This is a genomic window from Marinobacter sp. (assembly GCF_041690615.1).
In the GTDB taxonomy this organism is placed as follows: Bacteria; Pseudomonadota; Gammaproteobacteria; order Pseudomonadales; family Oleiphilaceae; genus Marinobacter.
This window is the reverse complement of record NZ_JAWLGY010000040.1, coordinates 1-17,360: the sequence shown is the minus strand read 5'-3', so window position 1 is coordinate 17,360 and position 17,360 is coordinate 1. Positions and strand designations below refer to the sequence as shown.

The following is a 17,360-nucleotide window of genomic DNA, read 5'->3' as shown; positions in this document are numbered from 1 at the left end:
GGACTTGCACCCCCAAGTCATCCGGCCAGCACCACCTGGACCGGAACAGCGCCGTCAAGGCGCTACGCGCCATGCCTGGCGCACTACAAAAAAGCCGCCAGGCCCAAAGGGCACTGGCGGCAATCAATCAGGAGACCAATCCTGATTCGTGTCTGACCAGGGCGCCTAGAACGAGTCCCCAGGCACCCTCACCCAACCTTCCATAAGCACCCGGGCACTGCGGCTCATTACAGCCTTGGTCGCGGTCCACTGCCCGTTCACCTGGGAGGCCTCAGCCCCGACCTGCAGGGTTCCGGACGGGTGTCCGAAGGTTACGGAGGTACGATCCCCTCCGCCGGCGGCGAGGTTCACCAGCGTGCCTGGGACCGCCGAGGCGGTCGCGATGGCCACCGCCGCCGTGCCCATCATGGCGTGGTGCAGCTTGCCCATGGACAGGGCTCGGACCAGGACGTCAACATCACCGGCCTTGATATCTTTCCCGGATGAGCTGACGTAGTCCTTTGGCGGCGCTACAAACGCCACCTTGGGTGTATGACCCCGGTTTGCGGCTTCCTCTGGGGTCTTGATCAGACCCATCTTCACTGCGCCGTGAGCGCGGATCAGTTCGAAACGGGCCAGGGCTTCCGGGTCGCCGTTGATGGCCGGCTGCAGCTCGGTGCCTTCGTAGCCGATGTCTTCGGCATTAACGAAAATGGTGGGTATGCCGGCGTTGATCATGGTGGCCTTGAGGATGCCGATACCAGGCACTTCCAGGTCATCCACGACATTGCCGGTGGGGAACATGGCGCCCTCACCGTCGGCCGGGTCCATAAACTCCACAGCGACTTCTGCCGCCGGGAAGGTCACGCCATCCAGCTGAAAATCACCGGTTTCCTGCACTTCACCGTTGGTCATGGGTACCCTGGCAACAATGGTCTTGCCGATGTTGGCCTGCCAGATGCGGACGGTGGCGATGCCGTTGTCCGGTACCCGGCTCTTGTCGACCAGGCCGTTGGTGATGGCGAAGGGCCCCACCGCGGCAGACAGGTTGCCGCAGTTGCCGCTCCAGTCGACAAAGGCCTTGTCGATGCCCACCTGGCCGAAGAGGTAGTCCACGTCGTGGTCGTCACTCTGGCTTTTGGCCAGCAGCACGGTCTTGCTGGTGCTGGAGGTGGCGCCACCCATGCCGTCGATCTGTTTTTCGTAGGGATCGGGGCTGCCGATGACGCGCATCAGCAGCTTGTCACGGGCTTCACCGGGTTGCTGGCAGCGTTCGGGCAGGTCTTCGATGTTGAAGAACACGCCCTTGCTGGTGCCGCCACGCATGTAGGTGGCGGGGATTTTTACCTGGGGTACGTTGCTCATGCGGCCCCCTCAGACTCCAGGAAGTCCTGGGCAAAGCGCTGCAGCACACCGCCGGCCTTGTAGATTTCCACCTCTTCCGCAGTGTCCAGACGGCAGATTACTGCGACGTGCTCGGTGCTGCCGTTCTTGCGGTGGATGCCCAGGGTCAGTTCCGCTCCCGGTGCGGCGGTGCCTTCCACGTCGTAGGTTTCCGTACCGTCCAGTGCCAGGGTATTGCGGGTGGTGCCTTCCTCGAACTGCAGGGGCATCACACCCATGCCGATGAGGTTGGTCCGGTGGATGCGCTCGAAGCCTTCCGCCACGATGGCTTCTACGCCCGCCAGTGCCACGCCCTTGGCGGCCCAGTCACGGGAGGAGCCCTGGCCGTAGTCGGCGCCGGCGATGATGATCAGCGGCTGCTTGCGGTCCATGTAGGTTTCGATGGCTTCCCACATGCGGGTGACCTTGCCTTCCGGCTCAACGCGGGCCAGGGAGCCCTGCTTCACGTTGCCATTCTCGTCCCGCACCATTTCGTTGAACAGTTTCGGGTTGGCGAAGGTGGCACGCTGGGCGGTCAGGTGGTCGCCCCGGTGGGTGGCGTAGGAGTTAAAGTCCTCCTCCGGCAGGCCCATCTTGTGCAGGTATTCACCGGCGGCGCTGTCCATCAGGATGGCATTGGACGGCGACAGGTGGTCGGTGGTGATGTTGTCCGGCAGGATCGCCAGCGGACGCATGCCCTTGAGGGACTTCTCTCCCACCATGCCACCTTCCCAGTACGGCGGACGACGGATGTATGTGCTCTGGGGACGCCACTCGTACAGCGGGCTGACCAGGTTACGGGCATCCTTGGACACGTCGAACATGGGGATGTAGGTCTGGCGGAACTGCTCCGGCTTCACCGCTGTTTTGACGATGGCGTCGATTTCTTCATCGCTGGGCCAGATGTCTTTCAGGGTGATGGGGTTGCCGTCCTTGTCGTACCCCAGGGCGTCCTTCTCGATATCAAAGCGGATGGTACCGGCAATGGCATAGGCCACCACCAGCGGCGGCGAGGCCAGGAAGGCCTGCTTGGCGTAGGGGTGGATACGGCCGTCGAAGTTACGGTTACCGGACAGCACCGCCGTGGAGTACAGGTCGCGGTCGATGATTTCCTGCTCGATTTTCGGGTCCAGGGCGCCGCTCATGCCGTTACAGGTGGTGCAGGCAAAGGCCACCACGCCAAAACCGAGGTTTTCCAGCTCTGGCAGCAGGTTGGCTTCTTCCAGGTACATCTTGACGGTCTTGGAGCCCGGTGCCAGGGAGGACTTCACCCACGGCTTACGGGTCAGGCCCAGTTTATTGGCGTTACGGGCAATCAGGCCGGCTGCCACCATGTTGCGGGGGTTACTGGTGTTGGTGCAGCTGGTGATAGCGGCGATGATGACTGCGCCGTCCGGCATCTTGCCTTCTTCCTGCTCCCATTCACCGGCAATACCGCGCTTGGCCAGTTCGCTGGTGGGCAGGTGGGCGTGGGGGTTGGACGGACCCGCCAGGGTGCGCTCTACCTTGCTCAGGTCAAACGTCAGTACCCGCTCGTACTCGGCGGTTTTCAGGTCATCCGCCCACAGGCCGGTGTGTTTTGCGTACTTCTCGACCAGGGCCACCTGCTCGTCTTCACGACCGGTGAGCTTGAGGTAGTCGATGGTCTGGCCGTCAATGTAGAACATGGCAGCGGTGGCGCCGTACTCCGGAGTCATGTTGGAGATGGTCGCCCGGTCGCCCACGGTCAGGCTGTCGGCGCCTTCGCCGTAGAACTCCAGGTAGGCGCCTACAACCCGCTCCTTGCGCAGGAACTCGGTGATCGCCAGCACCATGTCGGTACCAGTAATACCCGGGCGCAGCTTGCCCTTGAGCTCCACGCCCACAATGTCCGGCAGGCGCATCATGGAGGCACGGCCAAGCATGACACTTTCCGCTTCCAGGCCGCCAACACCAACCGAGATAACGCCGAGGGCATCGACCATCGGAGTATGGCTGTCAGTGCCCACGCAGGTGTCCGGGAAGGCTACATTATCCCGAACCTGAACCACCGGGGACATCTTCTCCAGGTTGATCTGGTGCATGATGCCGTTACCCGGCGGAATCACGTCCACGTTCTCGAAGGCGGTCTTGGTCCAGTTGATAAAGTGGAAGCGATCGTCGTTACGGCGGTTCTCGATCTCACGGTTCTTCTCGAAGGCGTCCTTCTCGAAGCCCGCGTGTTCAACGGCCAGGGAGTGGTCAACGATCAGCTGGGTGGGCACGACAGGATTGACCTTGGCGGGATCACCGCCCTTCTCTGCGATAGCGTCGCGCAGACCGGCCAGGTCCACCAGGGCAGTCTGGCCCAGGATGTCATGGCACACCACGCGGGCGGGGTACCAGGGGAAGTCCAGGTCCCGCTTGCGTTCGATCAGCTGCTTCAGCGAATCGGTCAGAGCGGCAGGCTCGCAGCGGCGCACCAGCTGCTCGGCCAGGATACGGGAGGTGTAGGGCAGCTTGGCCCAGGCGCCGGGCTGGATGTCTTCCACCGCCTGGCGGGTGTCGAAATAGTCCAGGTCTGAGCCTGGGAGGTTCTTGCGATATTGGGTGTTCATTAGGGGGTCTCTCGGGAGCACTAAATGGGTCTGGGACGTTCTGCGAACAGCAACGGCGCATGAGAACGGGCATGTGGCGGGGGCTTTCGTAGCAGCGCCATGGATGGCGCGGAGCAAGGCGGGTGCCATGGACGGCCCCTGAATTGCGGCGGAGAAAACCCCCGCCGCAGGACCGGTCCGGCACCACGACATCAGGCTTCCACTACAATGCTTCCGCCGTTCTCTGCGCAGGCCAGGTTGTTAAGGGCGCTCGTCAATGGGCACCCACTTGGCATCCGCCGGGCCGGTGTAGTCGGCGCTGGGGCGGATAATCCGGTTGTTGGCGCGCTGCTCTTTCACGTGGGCCGTCCATCCGGATACCCGGGACATCACGAAGATGGGGGTAAACAGCTCCGTGGGGATGCCCATGAAGTGATAGGCAGACGCATGGAAGAAGTCAGCGTTACAGAACAGCTTCTTCTCCCGCCACATGACCTCCTCGCAGCGAACGGATACCGGGTATAGCACGGTGTCGCCCACTTCGTCCGCCAGCTTCTTCGACCACTGCTTGATGATCGCGTTGCGGGGATCGGATTCCTTGTAGATGGCGTGACCGAAGCCCATGATCTTTTCCTTGCGCTCCAGCATGCCCATCAGGCCTTCTTCGGCCTCATCCGGGGTCTGGAACTTCTGGATCAGAGCCATGGCGGCTTCGTTGGCACCACCATGCAGCGGACCACGCAGGGAGCCGATGGCGCCGGTAACACAGCTGTGGATATCAGACAGGGTCGACGCACACACACGGGCCGTGAAGGTAGAGGCGTTGAACTCGTGCTCCGCATACAGGATCAGGGAAACGTTCATCACCCGCTCGTGCAGTTCGCTGGGCTTCTTGCCGTGCAGCAGCTCCAGGAAGTGGCCGCCGATAGAGTCCACGTCGCTCTCGGTCTCAATACGCACGCCTTCGTGGGCGAAGCGGTACCAGTAGGTGATGATGGACGGGAACACCGCCAGCATGCGGTCGATCTTGTCGTCCTGCTCGGAGAAGTCCTGCTCGGTTTCCAGGTTGCCCAGCATGGAACAGCCGGTACGCATGACATCCATCGGGTGGGCGTCTTTGGGGATCTGCTCCAGCACGGTCTTCAGGGCGTCCGGCAAGCCACGCAAGCTTTGCAGCTTTTTCGTGTACTCGTCCAGCTCCTTGCGGTTGGGCAGCTTGCCCCGCAGCAGCAGATACGCGATTTCCTCGAACTGGGCTTTCTCCGCCAGGTCGGCAATGTCGTAGCCACGGTAGGTCAGGCCGGCACCGGACTTGCCCACGGTACACAGGGCGGTTTCACCAGCGACCTGCCCGCGCAGGCCGGCACCACCGAGTTTCTTTGCTTCAGCCATGAGTCATCTCCCTCACATCTCTTGTTGGATTCGGTTCAGTTCTTTTTCTGGGCGAAGAGCTCGTCCAGTTTCTGTTCGAAGTCGTGGTAGTTCAGGAAGTCGTAGAGTTCGGCACGGGTCTGCATGCTGTCCACCACGTCTTTCTGGTCGCCCTTCTCCAGGATATTTTCATACACCATCAGCGCTGCCTTGTTCATGGCGCGGAAGGCACTGAGGGGATAGAGCACCATACCGGCCCCGGCTTCTGCAAGCTCACTCTTGTTATAAAGGGGCGTAGCGCCGAACTCGGTGATATTGGCCAGCAGGGGCGCGTCGATGGCGTCCGCGAAGGCACGGTAGTCAGACAGCTCATGCACGGCTTCGGCGAAGATGCCGTCGGCGCCGGCTTCAATGCAGGCCTTTGCGCGGTCAATGGCGGCTTCCAGCCCTTCCTTCTGGAAGGCGTCGGTGCGGGCCATGATAAAGAAGTCCTTGTCCTGGCGGGCATCGGCCGCAGCCTTGATGCGGTCGACCATTTCATCCTTGGAAACAATTTCCTTGTTGGGGCGGTGACCGCAACGCTTCTGGGCGACCTGGTCTTCGATATGGACGGCGGCCACGCCAGCGCGCTCCATCTCACGGATGGTACGGGCGATATTGAAGGCGCCACCCCAGCCGGTGTCGATGTCTACCAGCAGCGGCAGGTCGGTGGCGGCGGTGATGCGACGGGCGTCTTCCACCACATCGTTCATGGTGGTCATGCCCAGGTCCGGCAGGCCGAAGGAAGCGTTCGCTACACCACCACCGGACAGGTAAATGGCCTGGTGCCCTACCCGCTCGGCCATCATGGCGGAATAGGCGTTGATGGTGCCGACGATCTGCAGCGGCTTGTTCTCTTTCAGCGCCTTGCGGAAGCGGGCGCCAGGGCTCAGTTGCTGTGACATGGGGATTTCCTTCTTGTTCATGAATGTTGGGTTCGGGATCAGAACGAGATCTCGCCCTGTTCAATCTTGCGTTCGATATTCTGTCGGGCAGCGTTGATGTGGCGCTTCATCAGGAACTCCGCCAGCTCGCCATCCCGCTGGGCAATGGCCTCCACGATACGCCGGTGCTCGCCCAGGGCCCGATGAGGCCGGCCACTGGAGGTACTCAGCCGGTAGCGGTACATGCGCACCATGTAGTAAAGATCACCCAGCAGCATCTGCGCGAGTTTGGTGTTGCGGCTGCCGGTGGCGATGCGGTGATGGAAGTCGTAGTCACCTTCCGCCTGGTAGTAGGCCTGCCCCCGGGCTTCCTCGATCATCGCTTCATGACTGTCGAGGGTCGCCTGCAGGTCCGCGATTTCGTCGTCAGTCATGCGCTCCGCAGCCTGGCGAGCCGCCAGCCCTTCCATGACCTCACGAATGCGGTAAAGCTCAAGCAGTTCAGCGGCACTGACGGAGACGACCCGCACACCGGCGTGAGGCCGGCGGACCAGCAGGCCACGGGATTCCAGCCTGCCCAGGGCTTCACGCACCGGGCCACGGGTCAGGTTGAAGCGCTCGCACAGGTCCAGTTCACCGATTTTCTCACCGGGGGCCAGCTCGCCTTTCACGATGGCCGTTTGCAGACAATCGAAAGCTTCATCGGCACGGGTCTGGGTGAGTGTTATGGGAGCGTTCATGGCGTTTGTCAACAATATAGAAAGTAACGATCCTGAAGTTACGCCTGACACTGCATATTGTCAACAATCCGTGCAATTGGAGAGGCTCCGATTGTTAACATAAAGCGCACGCACCAACCTGGTGCATCGCTATTAACGTCGTTGCCGTGAAAAAACCGTAAAAAAGACGCAACCTCCCGGTGTTTCCCTTTATACCGGTACCTTGGTTACACTTGGCATGCTTTCTGATTGCCGGATTACCAAGCATTGCGGAGGCGCCAGGCCCGTGCTGGCGGCCCCCAATCAGGAAAACCACACAAAAGGACGATATTGATGATCAAGAAGTGCCTGTTCCCCGTTGCCGGCTACGGCACCCGCTTTCTTCCCGCCACCAAGGCCATGCCGAAGGAAATCCTTCCCGTTGTTAACAAACCCCTGGTGCAATACGGGGTTGAGGAAGCGTCCGAGGCCGGTATCAATGAGTTCGGTTTTGTGACCGGGCGGGGCAAACGGGCCATTGAGGATCACTTCGATATCAGTTACGAGCTGGAACACCAGATTGCCGGCACCGGCAAGGAAGACCTGCTCACCTCCATCCGGGACCTGATCAACAACAACACCTTCGCCTTTACCCGCCAGAACGAGATGAAAGGCCTGGGACACGCCATTCTCACCGGCCGCAACCTGATGGGTGACAACCCGTTTGCGGTGGTGCTGGCCGATGACTTCTGCGTCGTCCCGGAAGGCGAAGATGGTGTACTGACCCAGATGGCCAAGCTGTACAAGCAGTTCCGCTGCTCCATCGTGGCCATTGAGGAAGTACCCAAGAACGAGACTCACAAGTACGGTGTGATCGCCGGGGAGCCCATGAAGGATGGCTTGTACCGTATCACCGATATGGTAGAGAAGCCGTCACCGGACAAGGCTCCGTCCAACCTGGCGATTATCGGCCGCTACATCCTGACACCGGATATTTTCGAGATTATCGAGAACACCAAGCCCGGCAAGAACGGCGAAGTCCAGATCACCGATGCCCTGCTGGAGCAGGCGAAGAACGGCTGCGTGCTGGCCTATCAGTTCAAGGGCAAGCGGTTTGACTGTGGTTCCATTGAAGGGTTTGTGGAAGCCACCAACTACGTCTATGAGAACATCTACAAAAAGAACCGCGACAAGAAGAAGTGAGTCAAGCGCACGGGCCGCATCAGCGGCCCAGTAACTGCAGGATCATGCGCCGGTTTTCTTCCGTACTCTTGCGGAACCGGCGCAGCAATTCCACTTCCTACTCGTTGGGCTGAACCCGCTGCACCTGTCGCTCCAGCTCTTCCAGTGCCCCCGCCAGCTCATCACTGTTGGAGAACGCCAGCCCCGGCAACTCCAGTTGTCCCGGATCATCCAGTTCGGAGGTGTCCAGCAGCGATTCCAGTGGCACAGTCAACTGACGGCACAGGTCGATAAGCTCATCCACCGCCGGATACAGTCGCCGGTGAGGGTCCGCCTGCTCCCAGCGAGTGATGGTGTCCGGAGTCACTCCCACCAGCTCAGCCAGATCGCGATGGGACAGTTGCCGTGCCTCGCGGGCATCCTTCAGCCTCTGCCAGAATGTTTCCAGGTAACGCATGGGGTAACTCCTGCCACCTACGGGCTGTTATTCAGGACGGATGCCAGCAACGACGATCCGGAAGCATGCATCCTACTGTATCCGCAAAGAGGCGTTTCCGCGATAGCTTCGCGGGGATAGCTGTGTCACTCTCCCAGGGCGTTTTGCCAATCGCGCTCGGCGGCAAACCCGGTTTCCAGAGGGCGCATGCGGGCGTGCTCCACCAGCTGACGAACGCCCTGAACCACCAGAGGATTAACACCCTGCGCTCCCGCCAGCAGTGCAATGGCAGCCGCCACGGGGCATTCGTTAACCTGATCCACCAGCCCGTGTTCCAGGGCCTGGGCAGGGTTCCACTCCAGGCCGCAAAGCATCATCCGCTTGCTGATGGACTCTCCCAGCAAACGCGGCAACAACTGTGTACTCCCACCCATGGGAAAACGCCCCTGGCGGGGTGCGTCAAATCCGAACCCGGCATGGCCAGACGCCACGCGGAAATCACAGCTGAGCGCCATCGCCAGACCTTCATCCCGTGCCTGCCCGTTGATTGCCGCCACAGTGAGGGCCGGGTACTTTCGCAGGGTGGAAAAAGCCTGGGAGTAAAACCGCGCCAGCTGGCTGAGTGGCACACGGGCATCACTCAGTGCTGAATCCAGTGTACCGCCACAGAACCATTCAGAACCGGACCCCGTTATCACCAATGACGCACAGGGGCTCTCGCGGGCCAGATCACCCAGCACCTGGTGCAGCTCCTCCAGGCCCTCACTGTGCCAGCGGTTCTCCGGCGGTGCGTGCAGGGTGAGTACGCGGATGGTTTCCGGTGCCTCGGGAACATAGTCGGTTGCGGGGGTCAGTTCGATCAATTCGGATTCCTGTCTGTCCGGGATAACGAGAGCGCTGTGTGAATTACAACCGATTCACCGGGGACATTTCCACTGGCAGGGGCTACTTTATGACTTTAGAGTGAATCAATCAGGGATTTTTACGTAAAAGTTACCTATAACGCGAAAACCAACCCCCGGGACCGACCCGTAACCTTGAGGCAGCGATGACACCCGAGCAGGCCTGGCAGATGATTCTTCGGCAATGCCACCAGCCCGAGACGGCCAGCGGACACTGGCCACCCGAGACACCATTGACCGATGATGATCTCGCGGGACAACTGCTGCAGCTGTTTCAGCCGCTGGTAACGTCAGCCCGGACAGGAACGGAACACGAATTATCCGTCATCGCCCAGATGGGCCAGAGCCTGGACGGCCGGATTGCCACGGTGACTGGCAAGTCCCGTTACATCAACGGTAAGGACGGGCTGGTTCACCTGCACCGCCTGCGGGCAGTATCGGACGCGGTGCTGGTAGGATCGGGCACCGCCGCTGCTGACAACCCGCGCCTGACTGTTCGCCTTGCCACCGGGCCTAACCCGGTGCGGGTGGTGGTGGACCGTAACCGCCGTGTACCGGACAGCCATCACCTCTTTTCTGATGGCGCTGCCCCGACATTGCGCCTGGTCGCAAGGAATGGGCAGTCACCTGCCCTGCCAGACACGCTTACCGGCGGCGTACAGGAGATACCCTGTCTGACCGGCACCAGCGGCCCCATCAATCCGAAGGAGGTTCTGGCCATTCTGCAACATCTGGGGCTGCGCCGGATTTTTATCGAGGGCGGCGGACAGACAGTATCCACCTTCCTGACAGCCGGGCTGGTGGATCGTCTCCACGTACTGGTAGCGCCCATGATCATCGGCAGCGGTCAGCCGGCGTTCTCGCTGCCGGAGATCGACAGCCTGGCTGATGCCCTGCGTCCGCAAGCACGCATGGTCAATCTGGGCACTGATATGCTGTTCGACCTGGCGTTTGACGCCCGCCACTGAACAGGAAAAATACCCCCGGCAAGGCGGAGACCAGTACCAGCACTCCGTAGCTCACTGCCAGCGCCACACCCTGCTCCGCATCCATACCCGCCAGCGGCCAAAGTACCGCCGCTGCGCTTTCCCGAATACCCCAGCCCGACACCGTCAGGGGAATGACCATGGCCATCAGCAGCACCGTACACAGTGCCAGTAACAGCCCCGGCGCATCCACAGCTACGGAAAGCCCAAGGCCCATGGCCAGACACCAGAACGCGGCCAGGTAGGAGACGATGACAGCCAGGGATGAGGCAAGCTGCAGCGGCAAGGCGCTCCTGCTTAGAAGTGCCCGCCGTACATCAGCCTGAAAGCCCGCCCACCAGTTTGCCAGTGGGGGTGCCTGGAACAATGACCAGGTCAGCAGTATGACGATCAACACTCCGGGCAACAGGAACAGCCCCGGCATGGGCGGCTTCGGCAGCGGTAACCAGGCTGCAGCCAGCACCGCGGCCAGCAGAAACAGCACCAGCTGCCCGGACAACCGCTCAATCATGACCCCATGGACCGCCAGCGTGGTGGTCTTCATCCGCTGCCGGTGCCGTAAGGCCCGCCCCGCGTCGCCAACCACGCCACCCGGTACCAGCTGGTTCACCAGTGTGCCAAGGTAATACTCGCCAATGGCGTAACCCAGCGGCAGCTGCCCCCCCAGCCGCCGCACCGTGAACTGCCAGCGCCAGGCGGAGATGACAACCTGAAAGGGCGTGATCACCAGGGCCGCTAACAGCCAGGGCCCGTGCACGTTCTGCAGCTGTCCGCCAACGGCTGCCGGATCCACCAGCCAGAGCACTGTCACCAGCAACAGCAGGGTCAGCCCCCACCGCAATACCGGCGATAAACCACGGCCCCGGATGGTCACAACCCCGGTGCTCCGAACAGGTCGATATGATCCACTTCGATGGTCAGCACACCCTGCCCTGCCTGTTCCAGCCGGGTGTTCAGCCAGTCTTCCAGCCAATCAGCCGGCGCTTCCTCCTCGTCTGAGAATCGTTCATATTGTGCCCGGGCTGCCTCCACCCAGCCCTCCATAAGGGCAGACTGCAGCTCCGGGTAGCGCTGATCCAGGTGCCAGGTGCTGGGTGCCAGCCGAACCTGGTAGCCATTGGATTGGAGCGCGCCCGCCAGCACCTCACTGGCTTCGGGGCCACAGGCGGCACCGGTGCCCTTGTCGCCGTGCTGATGCTGGTTGACCAGCGTCCTCAGCGTATCGTCCGAAGGATGCCCTGGCCACAGGCGGAAGCTGCCTGCATAAGTTAGCACCACCAGAACCGCTGCAGAGCGCACTGCGGCAGCTTTCGCAAAAGCCTCCAGCCAGGACTGGGACACCAGGTCGATCAGCGCCGAGGCGGCGACAAGGTGTAACGGGGCCGGCAAGGCCGCATCGAGGTCGCCGGCTTCAAGGCGACGAGGGTGAAGATGGGTTGACGAACCATCCACTGCCACAGTGTTCAGCAGCGCCTCATCCTGATCATAGAGGTGCCATTGGCAGCGGGCTGACAGCTCGTCAGGAAAAGCCTGGCGAAGATAGCGCCAGTTGGACCCACTGCCAGCACCAATATCCGCCACTACCAGGACCTGATCTGATCGTTGCTCCAGCCAGTGGGCGGTTTCCACGCCAAGCTGAGGGTCACGTGCCTGATGGTCCGCCGGTTCCCGTAGCCGCAGCCAGTCTTCCGCGAAGCCACTGCCTTTTGGAAGGCTCGCATCGATCGGTCCTAGCGCCCGGTCAAACTCCCCCGCGCACTGGTCCCAGCTACGCAGGGTTTGCGCACTCTCGCGGGCAGCGGCCTGTTGGCTTCGCAGCAATGACCGGTTTTGTATCCGTTCGCTGACCAGCATGGCAAGCGCTTCGCTGTCACCGGCCGGATAGGTCACACAACCAGGACGGTCGGCCGTGGCCGCCAGTGCGCCTCCGTCAGAAGATATCACCGGCACGCCGTGGGCCAGCGCCTCATCGATCACCATGCCATAGCCTTCATAGTGGGAGGGCAGCACAAACAGGTCGGCCTGCCCGAACGCCCGGGTCAGCTCCGGACCGGACAGCTCGCCCCGCAACCGGATGTACCCTGTCAGACCCTGGTCTGCAATCCTTGCCCTCACAGCGCTGGCGTAGTCCACATCCCGGTCCACGGAACCTGCCAGTTCGCAGGTCCATCCGCCCACCTCCAGCCTGGCCAGGGCATCCACCAGGTCCAGTTGCGCTTTTCGGGGAGAAAGGTGGGCGACGCAGAGAAGCCTGACTTCCCCCCGACCTGCCCCCTGACGACGAGATACGGAATCTTCCCGAACGCCTGGCCGGTGAACACCCGGAAGCACCACCTGGACCTTCGACGAGGGCACGCCAAATCGACCCAGCCCCCGGGCAGTGGTTTCGCTGGTCGTGATGACCCGGGTGACGGCAGCCAGGGTCCGGCGCTCTGTTTCTAGGAAATGGGCGCGCTCACTGTCGCCGAGACCGGTTTCATCCGCCAGCGGATGGTGCACCAGCGCCACCAGGTTGAGGCGTGGGCCGTGGACCTCCGCCGCTTCCGGGCAACCACACAGGGCGAGGCCGTCCACGATAACGGTGCTGCCGTCAGGTGCCGCCGCCAGGGCGTTATCGAGCGCGGCTCGCGCAGTCTCATCCACCATTGGAAACCGGCCGTCCAGCCCTCCCAGACTGACTTCACGGTCAAGCCGCCTAAGCCCGGCCACCACCTCCCGCACATAGCCATAGCCGCCAGTCCGTTGTTCCGGATCACCGGGAACCAGGAACCGGTAACAGGACTCAGAGTTCGCCACGATAGCTGGCCCAGGCGATGTGGGACTCGGACAGGGTAACTTTCAGCGCTGTCAGGGCCCTGGCGCCCTCGCCCAGTTCACCGTTGCGGATTGCTTCGGCCATGGCGTCAAAGACGTACCGGGCCATGAACTCCGTGGTGGTGTTGCGGCCCCGGAACTGGGGCAGCTCGTCCAGGTTCTGCATATTGATGGGGGCGAGGACCTTGCCCAGCACGTCGCTGGCCAGGCCGATGTCCACAACCAGGTCATGGTTGTCCAGCTCCGGGCGTTCGAAGCTGACGTCCACCACGTAGGTGGCGCCATGGAGCTTCTGGGCCGGTCCGAAGATTTCTCCCGTAAAGCTGTGGGCAATCATCACATTGTCGCGGACGGTGAGTGTGTACATGGGTTTTCCTTATGTTTATGAATAGCGGATTCGATGACAGAGGGTGTCAGAAGCCCCGCGGGCCAGTTCCGCCATAACGTCGGGCAACTGCTCAAAGTCGCTTTCGCCGGTAATCAGGTTGTCCAGCGCGGGGTCTGCCATTAACCGGATGGCCAGCGCCATGCGATCGCGGAAGGACCAGCGGGGTAGCTGACGCGGGCTGAGCTGCCCCACCTGGCTGGACCGAAGGGTCAGGCGACGGGAATGAAAACTGCCGCCGAGACGGGCCGGCACCGCCTGCTCGCCATACCAGCTCATTTCGATAATGCGACCTTCGTTACCTGCCAGGCTGAGAGCCGTCTCCAGCCCTGATGTATGGCCGCTGGTATGGAACACCAGGTCATGGTCATCCCTGGCTGACTCAGGTGCCCACCCGATGCCCAGCGCTGCCAGCACGGCCCGCCGGTTGGCGTTGGGATCGATGGCGGTAACCCGGGTGCCGGGAATCCTGCTGGCCAGCCAGGCGACCAGGCAGCCCACGACGCCACAGCCGACGACCGCAATACGGTCCCCTACCAGAGGCTCGCCATCCCAGAGACCATTGATGGCAGTTTCCAGGTTGGCGGCCAGTACCGCACGGCCCGGGGGTATCTCTTCCGGAAGGATGGTTACCGCACTGGCGGGCACACGGTAGCGGCGCTGGTGGGGGAACAGGCAGAAGCCGTAGCGGCCCACCAGGCTTGGCGGCCCGGCCACAACGCGACCCACGTTCATATAGCCATAGCGTACCGGGCCCGGGAACTCCCCCTGCTGAAACGGTGCCCGCATTCGCTGGTACTCGGACTCGGGTACCTGGCCGTTGTAGACCAGGGCCTCGGTTCCACGACTTATGGCGCTGTAGACTGTCTCCATCTCCAGCTGCGGTCCGTGGTTGTCACTGTTGTGGTCGACCTGGCCGGGGGCAATCTCGCCAAGGCCATTTCCAGAGGACCAGAAGGCGGGTGACATTTCCGTTGACGGGGGATTCATACACACTCCATGCTGAAGGCAATACCCGCTGGGCGGCTGTCGCTGTGAACCAATCGTTGCAGGCGCCGGTATAATCAGCATTACAGTATAGATTACGACAGGTTACGGCTATGGATTCCTCGCCAACACATCATGCGCCGCACCCCTTGCCCTGGGTGGACCTGTCACTGGGGGCGGCCGCCATGGCCGGACTGCTGCTGCTCACCGCCTACATCGCCACCCTCTCATCCGCAACCATAATACTGGCTGTTGCCCTCTACGCCGGGTTTACGCTGAGCGTCGTCGCTGGCCTGAGCCTCTCGGGCTGCCGCTTCGGGCCCGCAGACCGGGTGACCCTGGTTCGCGCCGTGCTGGTCCTCTTCCTTGCCAGCCTGGCCGGCACACCTGCCCTGCTGCAAACCCTGGCCTGGCCCTATGCCCTGCTCTGTTTGCTGGCACTGATCATGGACGGCGCGGACGGCTATGTCGCCCGACGCACCAGCACAGCCAGCGCGTTCGGAGCCCGCTTCGATATGGAGCTGGATGCCTTCTTTATTCTGATCCTGTGCATCGCCCTGATGGTACTGGGAAAAGCCGGCGCCTGGGTGCTGATTATCGGCCTGATGCGTTACGGCTTTGTCATGGCGGGCTGGTACTGGACATGGCTCAATGAGCCATTGCCGGAGAGCTTCCGGCGCAAGACCATTTGTGTATGGCAACTGGTCACCCTGATGGTGGCCCTGGTGCCGCCCATACCGGATGTGTTCACTCATGCTACGCTCATGTTGGCACTGGTCCTTTTATCCGGGTCCTTTGCCCTCGACATCTGTTATCTTTACCGGCACAGAACAGCAAGGAGACCGTGATGAAAACCCAAAGGAACGCCATCACCCATATCGCTGCCGGCGTCGCCGTAACCAGCCTCGCGCTCGCCGCCACCAGTGCCCAGGCCGAACCCAAGGAATACAAGATCGATGAAGAGCACCTGTCCATCACCTTCGAGGTGAATCACCTGGGCTATGCGTCAGTCATCGGCCTGTTCCTTGAGGGGAAGGGGCAGTTCGAGTACGACGAGGAAACCAACGAGGTACCGTCTGGCAAGGTAGTCATCCAGAGTGCCAGCGTGTTCTCCAACCACGACAAGCGGGACGAACACCTTCGTAAGGACGACTTTCTCCATAGCGATCGCTATCCCGAGATCACTTTTGAGGTCACCGACTTCGAAACCACCGGCGAGCGTACCGGCAATCTCACCGGCGACCTTACCCTGCTGGGCCAGACCCGGCCGGTGACCCTGGACGTTACTCTGAACAAGGCGGCGGATTACCCCATCGGTCACAAGGAGTACACCCTTGGCATCTCTGCCAGCACCACGATCAAACGCAGTGAGTGGGGCATGACCTACGCCCTCGACCCGTTGATGGTGGCGGATGATGTCCATTTGCGCTTCGAGTTTGAAGCGATCCAGGACGAAGGCTGGTTCTGAGCGCACCCTGGAAGACCAGGTGTGATGACAGCCATGGCTCCCGGGCGACACAGGCCCGGGGCGGCGCCCTTCACCGGGCCATGATTAGGCCGGACGTGGTGAGCATGCTAAACTCCGCGCCCTGATTTCCGGACATTTTCTTGCCATGGCCCTTTCTGATTCCCATAAAGCTGACCTGCTTCTCGTCTTTGTAACCCTGCTGGCCGCTGTCAGTTGGGCGTTCTCCAAAGAGGCGGTGCTGCTGATGCCGCCGTTGCTGTTCATGGCCATGCGATTCCTGATGGCCGGTGCCATCCTGGCATTCTTTGCGCGCCATCAGCTACCGCGCCTGGGTGTTCGACAGATGCTCCGTGGCGCCCGGGTGGGCCTGGTGTTCGGTTCCGCCATGAGTTGCTGGGTCATGGGTATCTGGCTGGGCGTCAACCTTGGTGAGGCCGCGTTTATTACCAGCCTGGCGGTGGTGATTGTTCCCGCCATTGCCCGCGTTTTCTTCCGCGAGCCCCAACCCCTGAATACCTGGCTGGCGATTCCGGTGGCCATTTGTGGCCTGGCCCTGCTTTCCCTTGAAAACGGCTTCCGCCCGGAGCCCGGGCAAATGCTGTTCGTGGTGGCAGCGCTGATCTTTGCCATGTCGTATATTCTTACCTCCCGCACCGCCAATACCCGCACCGTGGTGAACGCCAGTGGTGAACAGGTTGTCAAACAGAAGGTACCCGCCCTGCCCCTGACGGCCCTGAGCATGACCACAGCCGGGGTACTTACCGGGCTGGTCTCCCTGTTCTTCGAGGAGTGGCAGCCAACCTTTGATAACTTCACCGGTCCCATGTTCTGGTGGCTGGTGGGAAGTGCCACCATCGGCACCGCCTTTCGCTTTCTGCTACAGACCTACGCCCAGAGCCTGTCTTTCAACAGCCATGGTGTGGTGATACTGATCCTGGAACCGGTGTGGGTGGCGCTGCTGGCCTGGGTATGGTTCAGCCAGACCATGAGCCCAACCCAGATTGCCGGTTGCTGCGTGATCCTGCTGGCTCTGCTGATCAACCGCTGGACGGTGCTGGCCCGGGCCATCCGGAACTGGCTGCGCAAGTCCTCGCGGGTACGCCGTATCGCCCGCATCCGCGCCGCCAACCGGGGATAGCGGGCAGTTTAAAAAAGTCCCGGAAAACGGTTGACCATCCCGGTCCGGATCAGTATATTTCCTCCCCGTTGAACACAGGACCATAGCTCAGTTGGTTAGAGCGCTGCCTTGACATGGCAGAGGTCGGCAGTTCAAATCTGCCTGGTCCTACCA

Annotated in this window: 16 protein-coding genes and 1 tRNA gene; 6 read left to right on the top strand and 11 right to left on the bottom strand. The window is 61.6% G+C overall.

What is annotated here, in order from left to right:
- Nucleotides 1–165: 165 nt before the first annotated feature.
- The 5 genes from prpF to ACESMZ_RS17155 form a co-directional block, all read right to left on the bottom strand.
- The gene (gene prpF, locus ACESMZ_RS17175) at nt 166–1,344 is read right to left on the bottom strand and encodes a 2-methylaconitate cis-trans isomerase PrpF (RefSeq protein ID WP_372957169.1); all 1,179 of its coding nucleotides are present in this window, start codon (nt 1,342–1,344) and stop codon (nt 166–168) included.
- On the bottom strand, nt 1,341–3,938 hold the full coding sequence (gene acnD / locus ACESMZ_RS17170; protein WP_372973065.1) for a Fe/S-dependent 2-methylisocitrate dehydratase AcnD: 2,598 nt from the start codon (nt 3,936–3,938) through the stop codon (nt 1,341–1,343). Before acnD ends, prpF begins: the two co-directional genes overlap by 4 nt.
- Nucleotides 3,939–4,178: 240 nt before the next feature.
- A complete protein-coding gene (gene prpC / locus ACESMZ_RS17165; RefSeq protein ID WP_372957167.1) occupies nt 4,179–5,309 on the bottom strand; it encodes a 2-methylcitrate synthase in 1,131 nt (376 codons plus the stop codon).
- A 35-nt stretch (nt 5,310–5,344) separates the two neighbouring features.
- Nucleotides 5,345–6,232, bottom strand: a complete 888-nt coding sequence (prpB, locus tag ACESMZ_RS17160; RefSeq protein ID WP_372957166.1) for a methylisocitrate lyase — start codon at nt 6,230–6,232, stop codon at nt 5,345–5,347.
- A 38-nt stretch (nt 6,233–6,270) separates the two neighbouring features.
- The gene (locus tag ACESMZ_RS17155) at nt 6,271–6,951 is read right to left on the bottom strand and encodes a GntR family transcriptional regulator (protein ID WP_372957165.1); all 681 of its coding nucleotides are present in this window, start codon (nt 6,949–6,951) and stop codon (nt 6,271–6,273) included.
- Between the two features lie 312 nt (nt 6,952–7,263).
- Between ACESMZ_RS17155 and galU the strand changes: the two genes are divergently transcribed.
- Nucleotides 7,264–8,112 (top strand): UTP--glucose-1-phosphate uridylyltransferase GalU, encoded by an 849-nt coding sequence (gene galU / locus ACESMZ_RS17150; RefSeq protein ID WP_372957164.1) that lies wholly within the window; start codon nt 7,264–7,266, stop codon nt 8,110–8,112.
- A gap of 97 nt (nt 8,113–8,209) precedes the next feature.
- On the opposite strand, the gene ACESMZ_RS17145 is transcribed toward galU, so the two are convergent.
- Nucleotides 8,210–8,548, bottom strand: a complete 339-nt coding sequence (locus tag ACESMZ_RS17145; RefSeq protein ID WP_372973064.1) for a helix-turn-helix domain-containing protein — start codon at nt 8,546–8,548, stop codon at nt 8,210–8,212.
- A 125-nt stretch (nt 8,549–8,673) separates the two neighbouring features.
- Complete coding sequence (locus ACESMZ_RS17140; RefSeq protein WP_372957162.1) at nt 8,674–9,390, bottom strand: enoyl-CoA hydratase-related protein; 717 nt, start codon at nt 9,388–9,390, stop codon at nt 8,674–8,676.
- Nucleotides 9,391–9,575: 185 nt separating this feature from the next.
- On the opposite strand from ACESMZ_RS17140, the gene ACESMZ_RS17135 reads away from it, so the two are divergent.
- The gene (locus tag ACESMZ_RS17135) at nt 9,576–10,397 is read left to right on the top strand and encodes a RibD family protein (protein WP_372957161.1); all 822 of its coding nucleotides are present in this window, start codon (nt 9,576–9,578) and stop codon (nt 10,395–10,397) included.
- Here the strand turns inward: ACESMZ_RS17135 and ACESMZ_RS17130 are convergent.
- The 4 genes from ACESMZ_RS17130 to ACESMZ_RS17115 are packed head-to-tail and all read right to left on the bottom strand — an operon-like array spanning nt 10,345 to nt 14,604.
- On the bottom strand, nt 10,345–11,289 hold the full coding sequence (locus ACESMZ_RS17130) for a lysylphosphatidylglycerol synthase transmembrane domain-containing protein (RefSeq protein WP_372957160.1): 945 nt from the start codon (nt 11,287–11,289) through the stop codon (nt 10,345–10,347). The two genes, ACESMZ_RS17135 and ACESMZ_RS17130, sit on opposite strands and share 53 nt — an antisense overlap.
- A complete protein-coding gene (locus ACESMZ_RS17125; RefSeq protein WP_372957159.1) occupies nt 11,286–13,211 on the bottom strand; it encodes a glycosyltransferase family 4 protein in 1,926 nt (641 codons plus the stop codon). Before ACESMZ_RS17125 ends, ACESMZ_RS17130 begins: the two co-directional genes overlap by 4 nt.
- Complete coding sequence (locus tag ACESMZ_RS17120) at nt 13,198–13,596, bottom strand: 6-pyruvoyl trahydropterin synthase family protein (protein ID WP_372957158.1); 399 nt, start codon at nt 13,594–13,596, stop codon at nt 13,198–13,200. Before ACESMZ_RS17120 ends, ACESMZ_RS17125 begins: the two co-directional genes overlap by 14 nt.
- A 15-nt stretch (nt 13,597–13,611) precedes the next feature.
- The gene (locus tag ACESMZ_RS17115; protein ID WP_372957157.1) at nt 13,612–14,604 is read right to left on the bottom strand and encodes a zinc-dependent alcohol dehydrogenase; all 993 of its coding nucleotides are present in this window, start codon (nt 14,602–14,604) and stop codon (nt 13,612–13,614) included.
- A gap of 110 nt (nt 14,605–14,714) precedes the next feature.
- Between ACESMZ_RS17115 and ACESMZ_RS17110 the strand changes: the two genes are divergently transcribed.
- The 4 genes from ACESMZ_RS17110 to ACESMZ_RS17095 all read left to right on the top strand — a co-directional run bounded on the left by ACESMZ_RS17110 (nt 14,715) and on the right by ACESMZ_RS17095 (nt 17,360).
- Entirely contained in the window at nt 14,715–15,449 is a 735-nt protein-coding gene (locus ACESMZ_RS17110) for a CDP-alcohol phosphatidyltransferase family protein (RefSeq protein WP_372957156.1), read from the top strand.
- Nucleotides 15,449–16,069, top strand: coding sequence for a YceI family protein (locus ACESMZ_RS17105; protein WP_372957155.1), 621 nt, complete (start codon nt 15,449–15,451; stop codon nt 16,067–16,069). The genes ACESMZ_RS17110 and ACESMZ_RS17105 overlap by 1 nt, the downstream gene beginning before the upstream one ends.
- Before the next feature lie 145 nt (nt 16,070–16,214).
- Nucleotides 16,215–17,207 (top strand): DMT family transporter, encoded by a 993-nt coding sequence (locus ACESMZ_RS17100; protein ID WP_372957154.1) that lies wholly within the window; start codon nt 16,215–16,217, stop codon nt 17,205–17,207.
- A gap of 76 nt (nt 17,208–17,283) precedes the next feature.
- Nucleotides 17,284–17,360 (top strand) — tRNA-Val (locus ACESMZ_RS17095).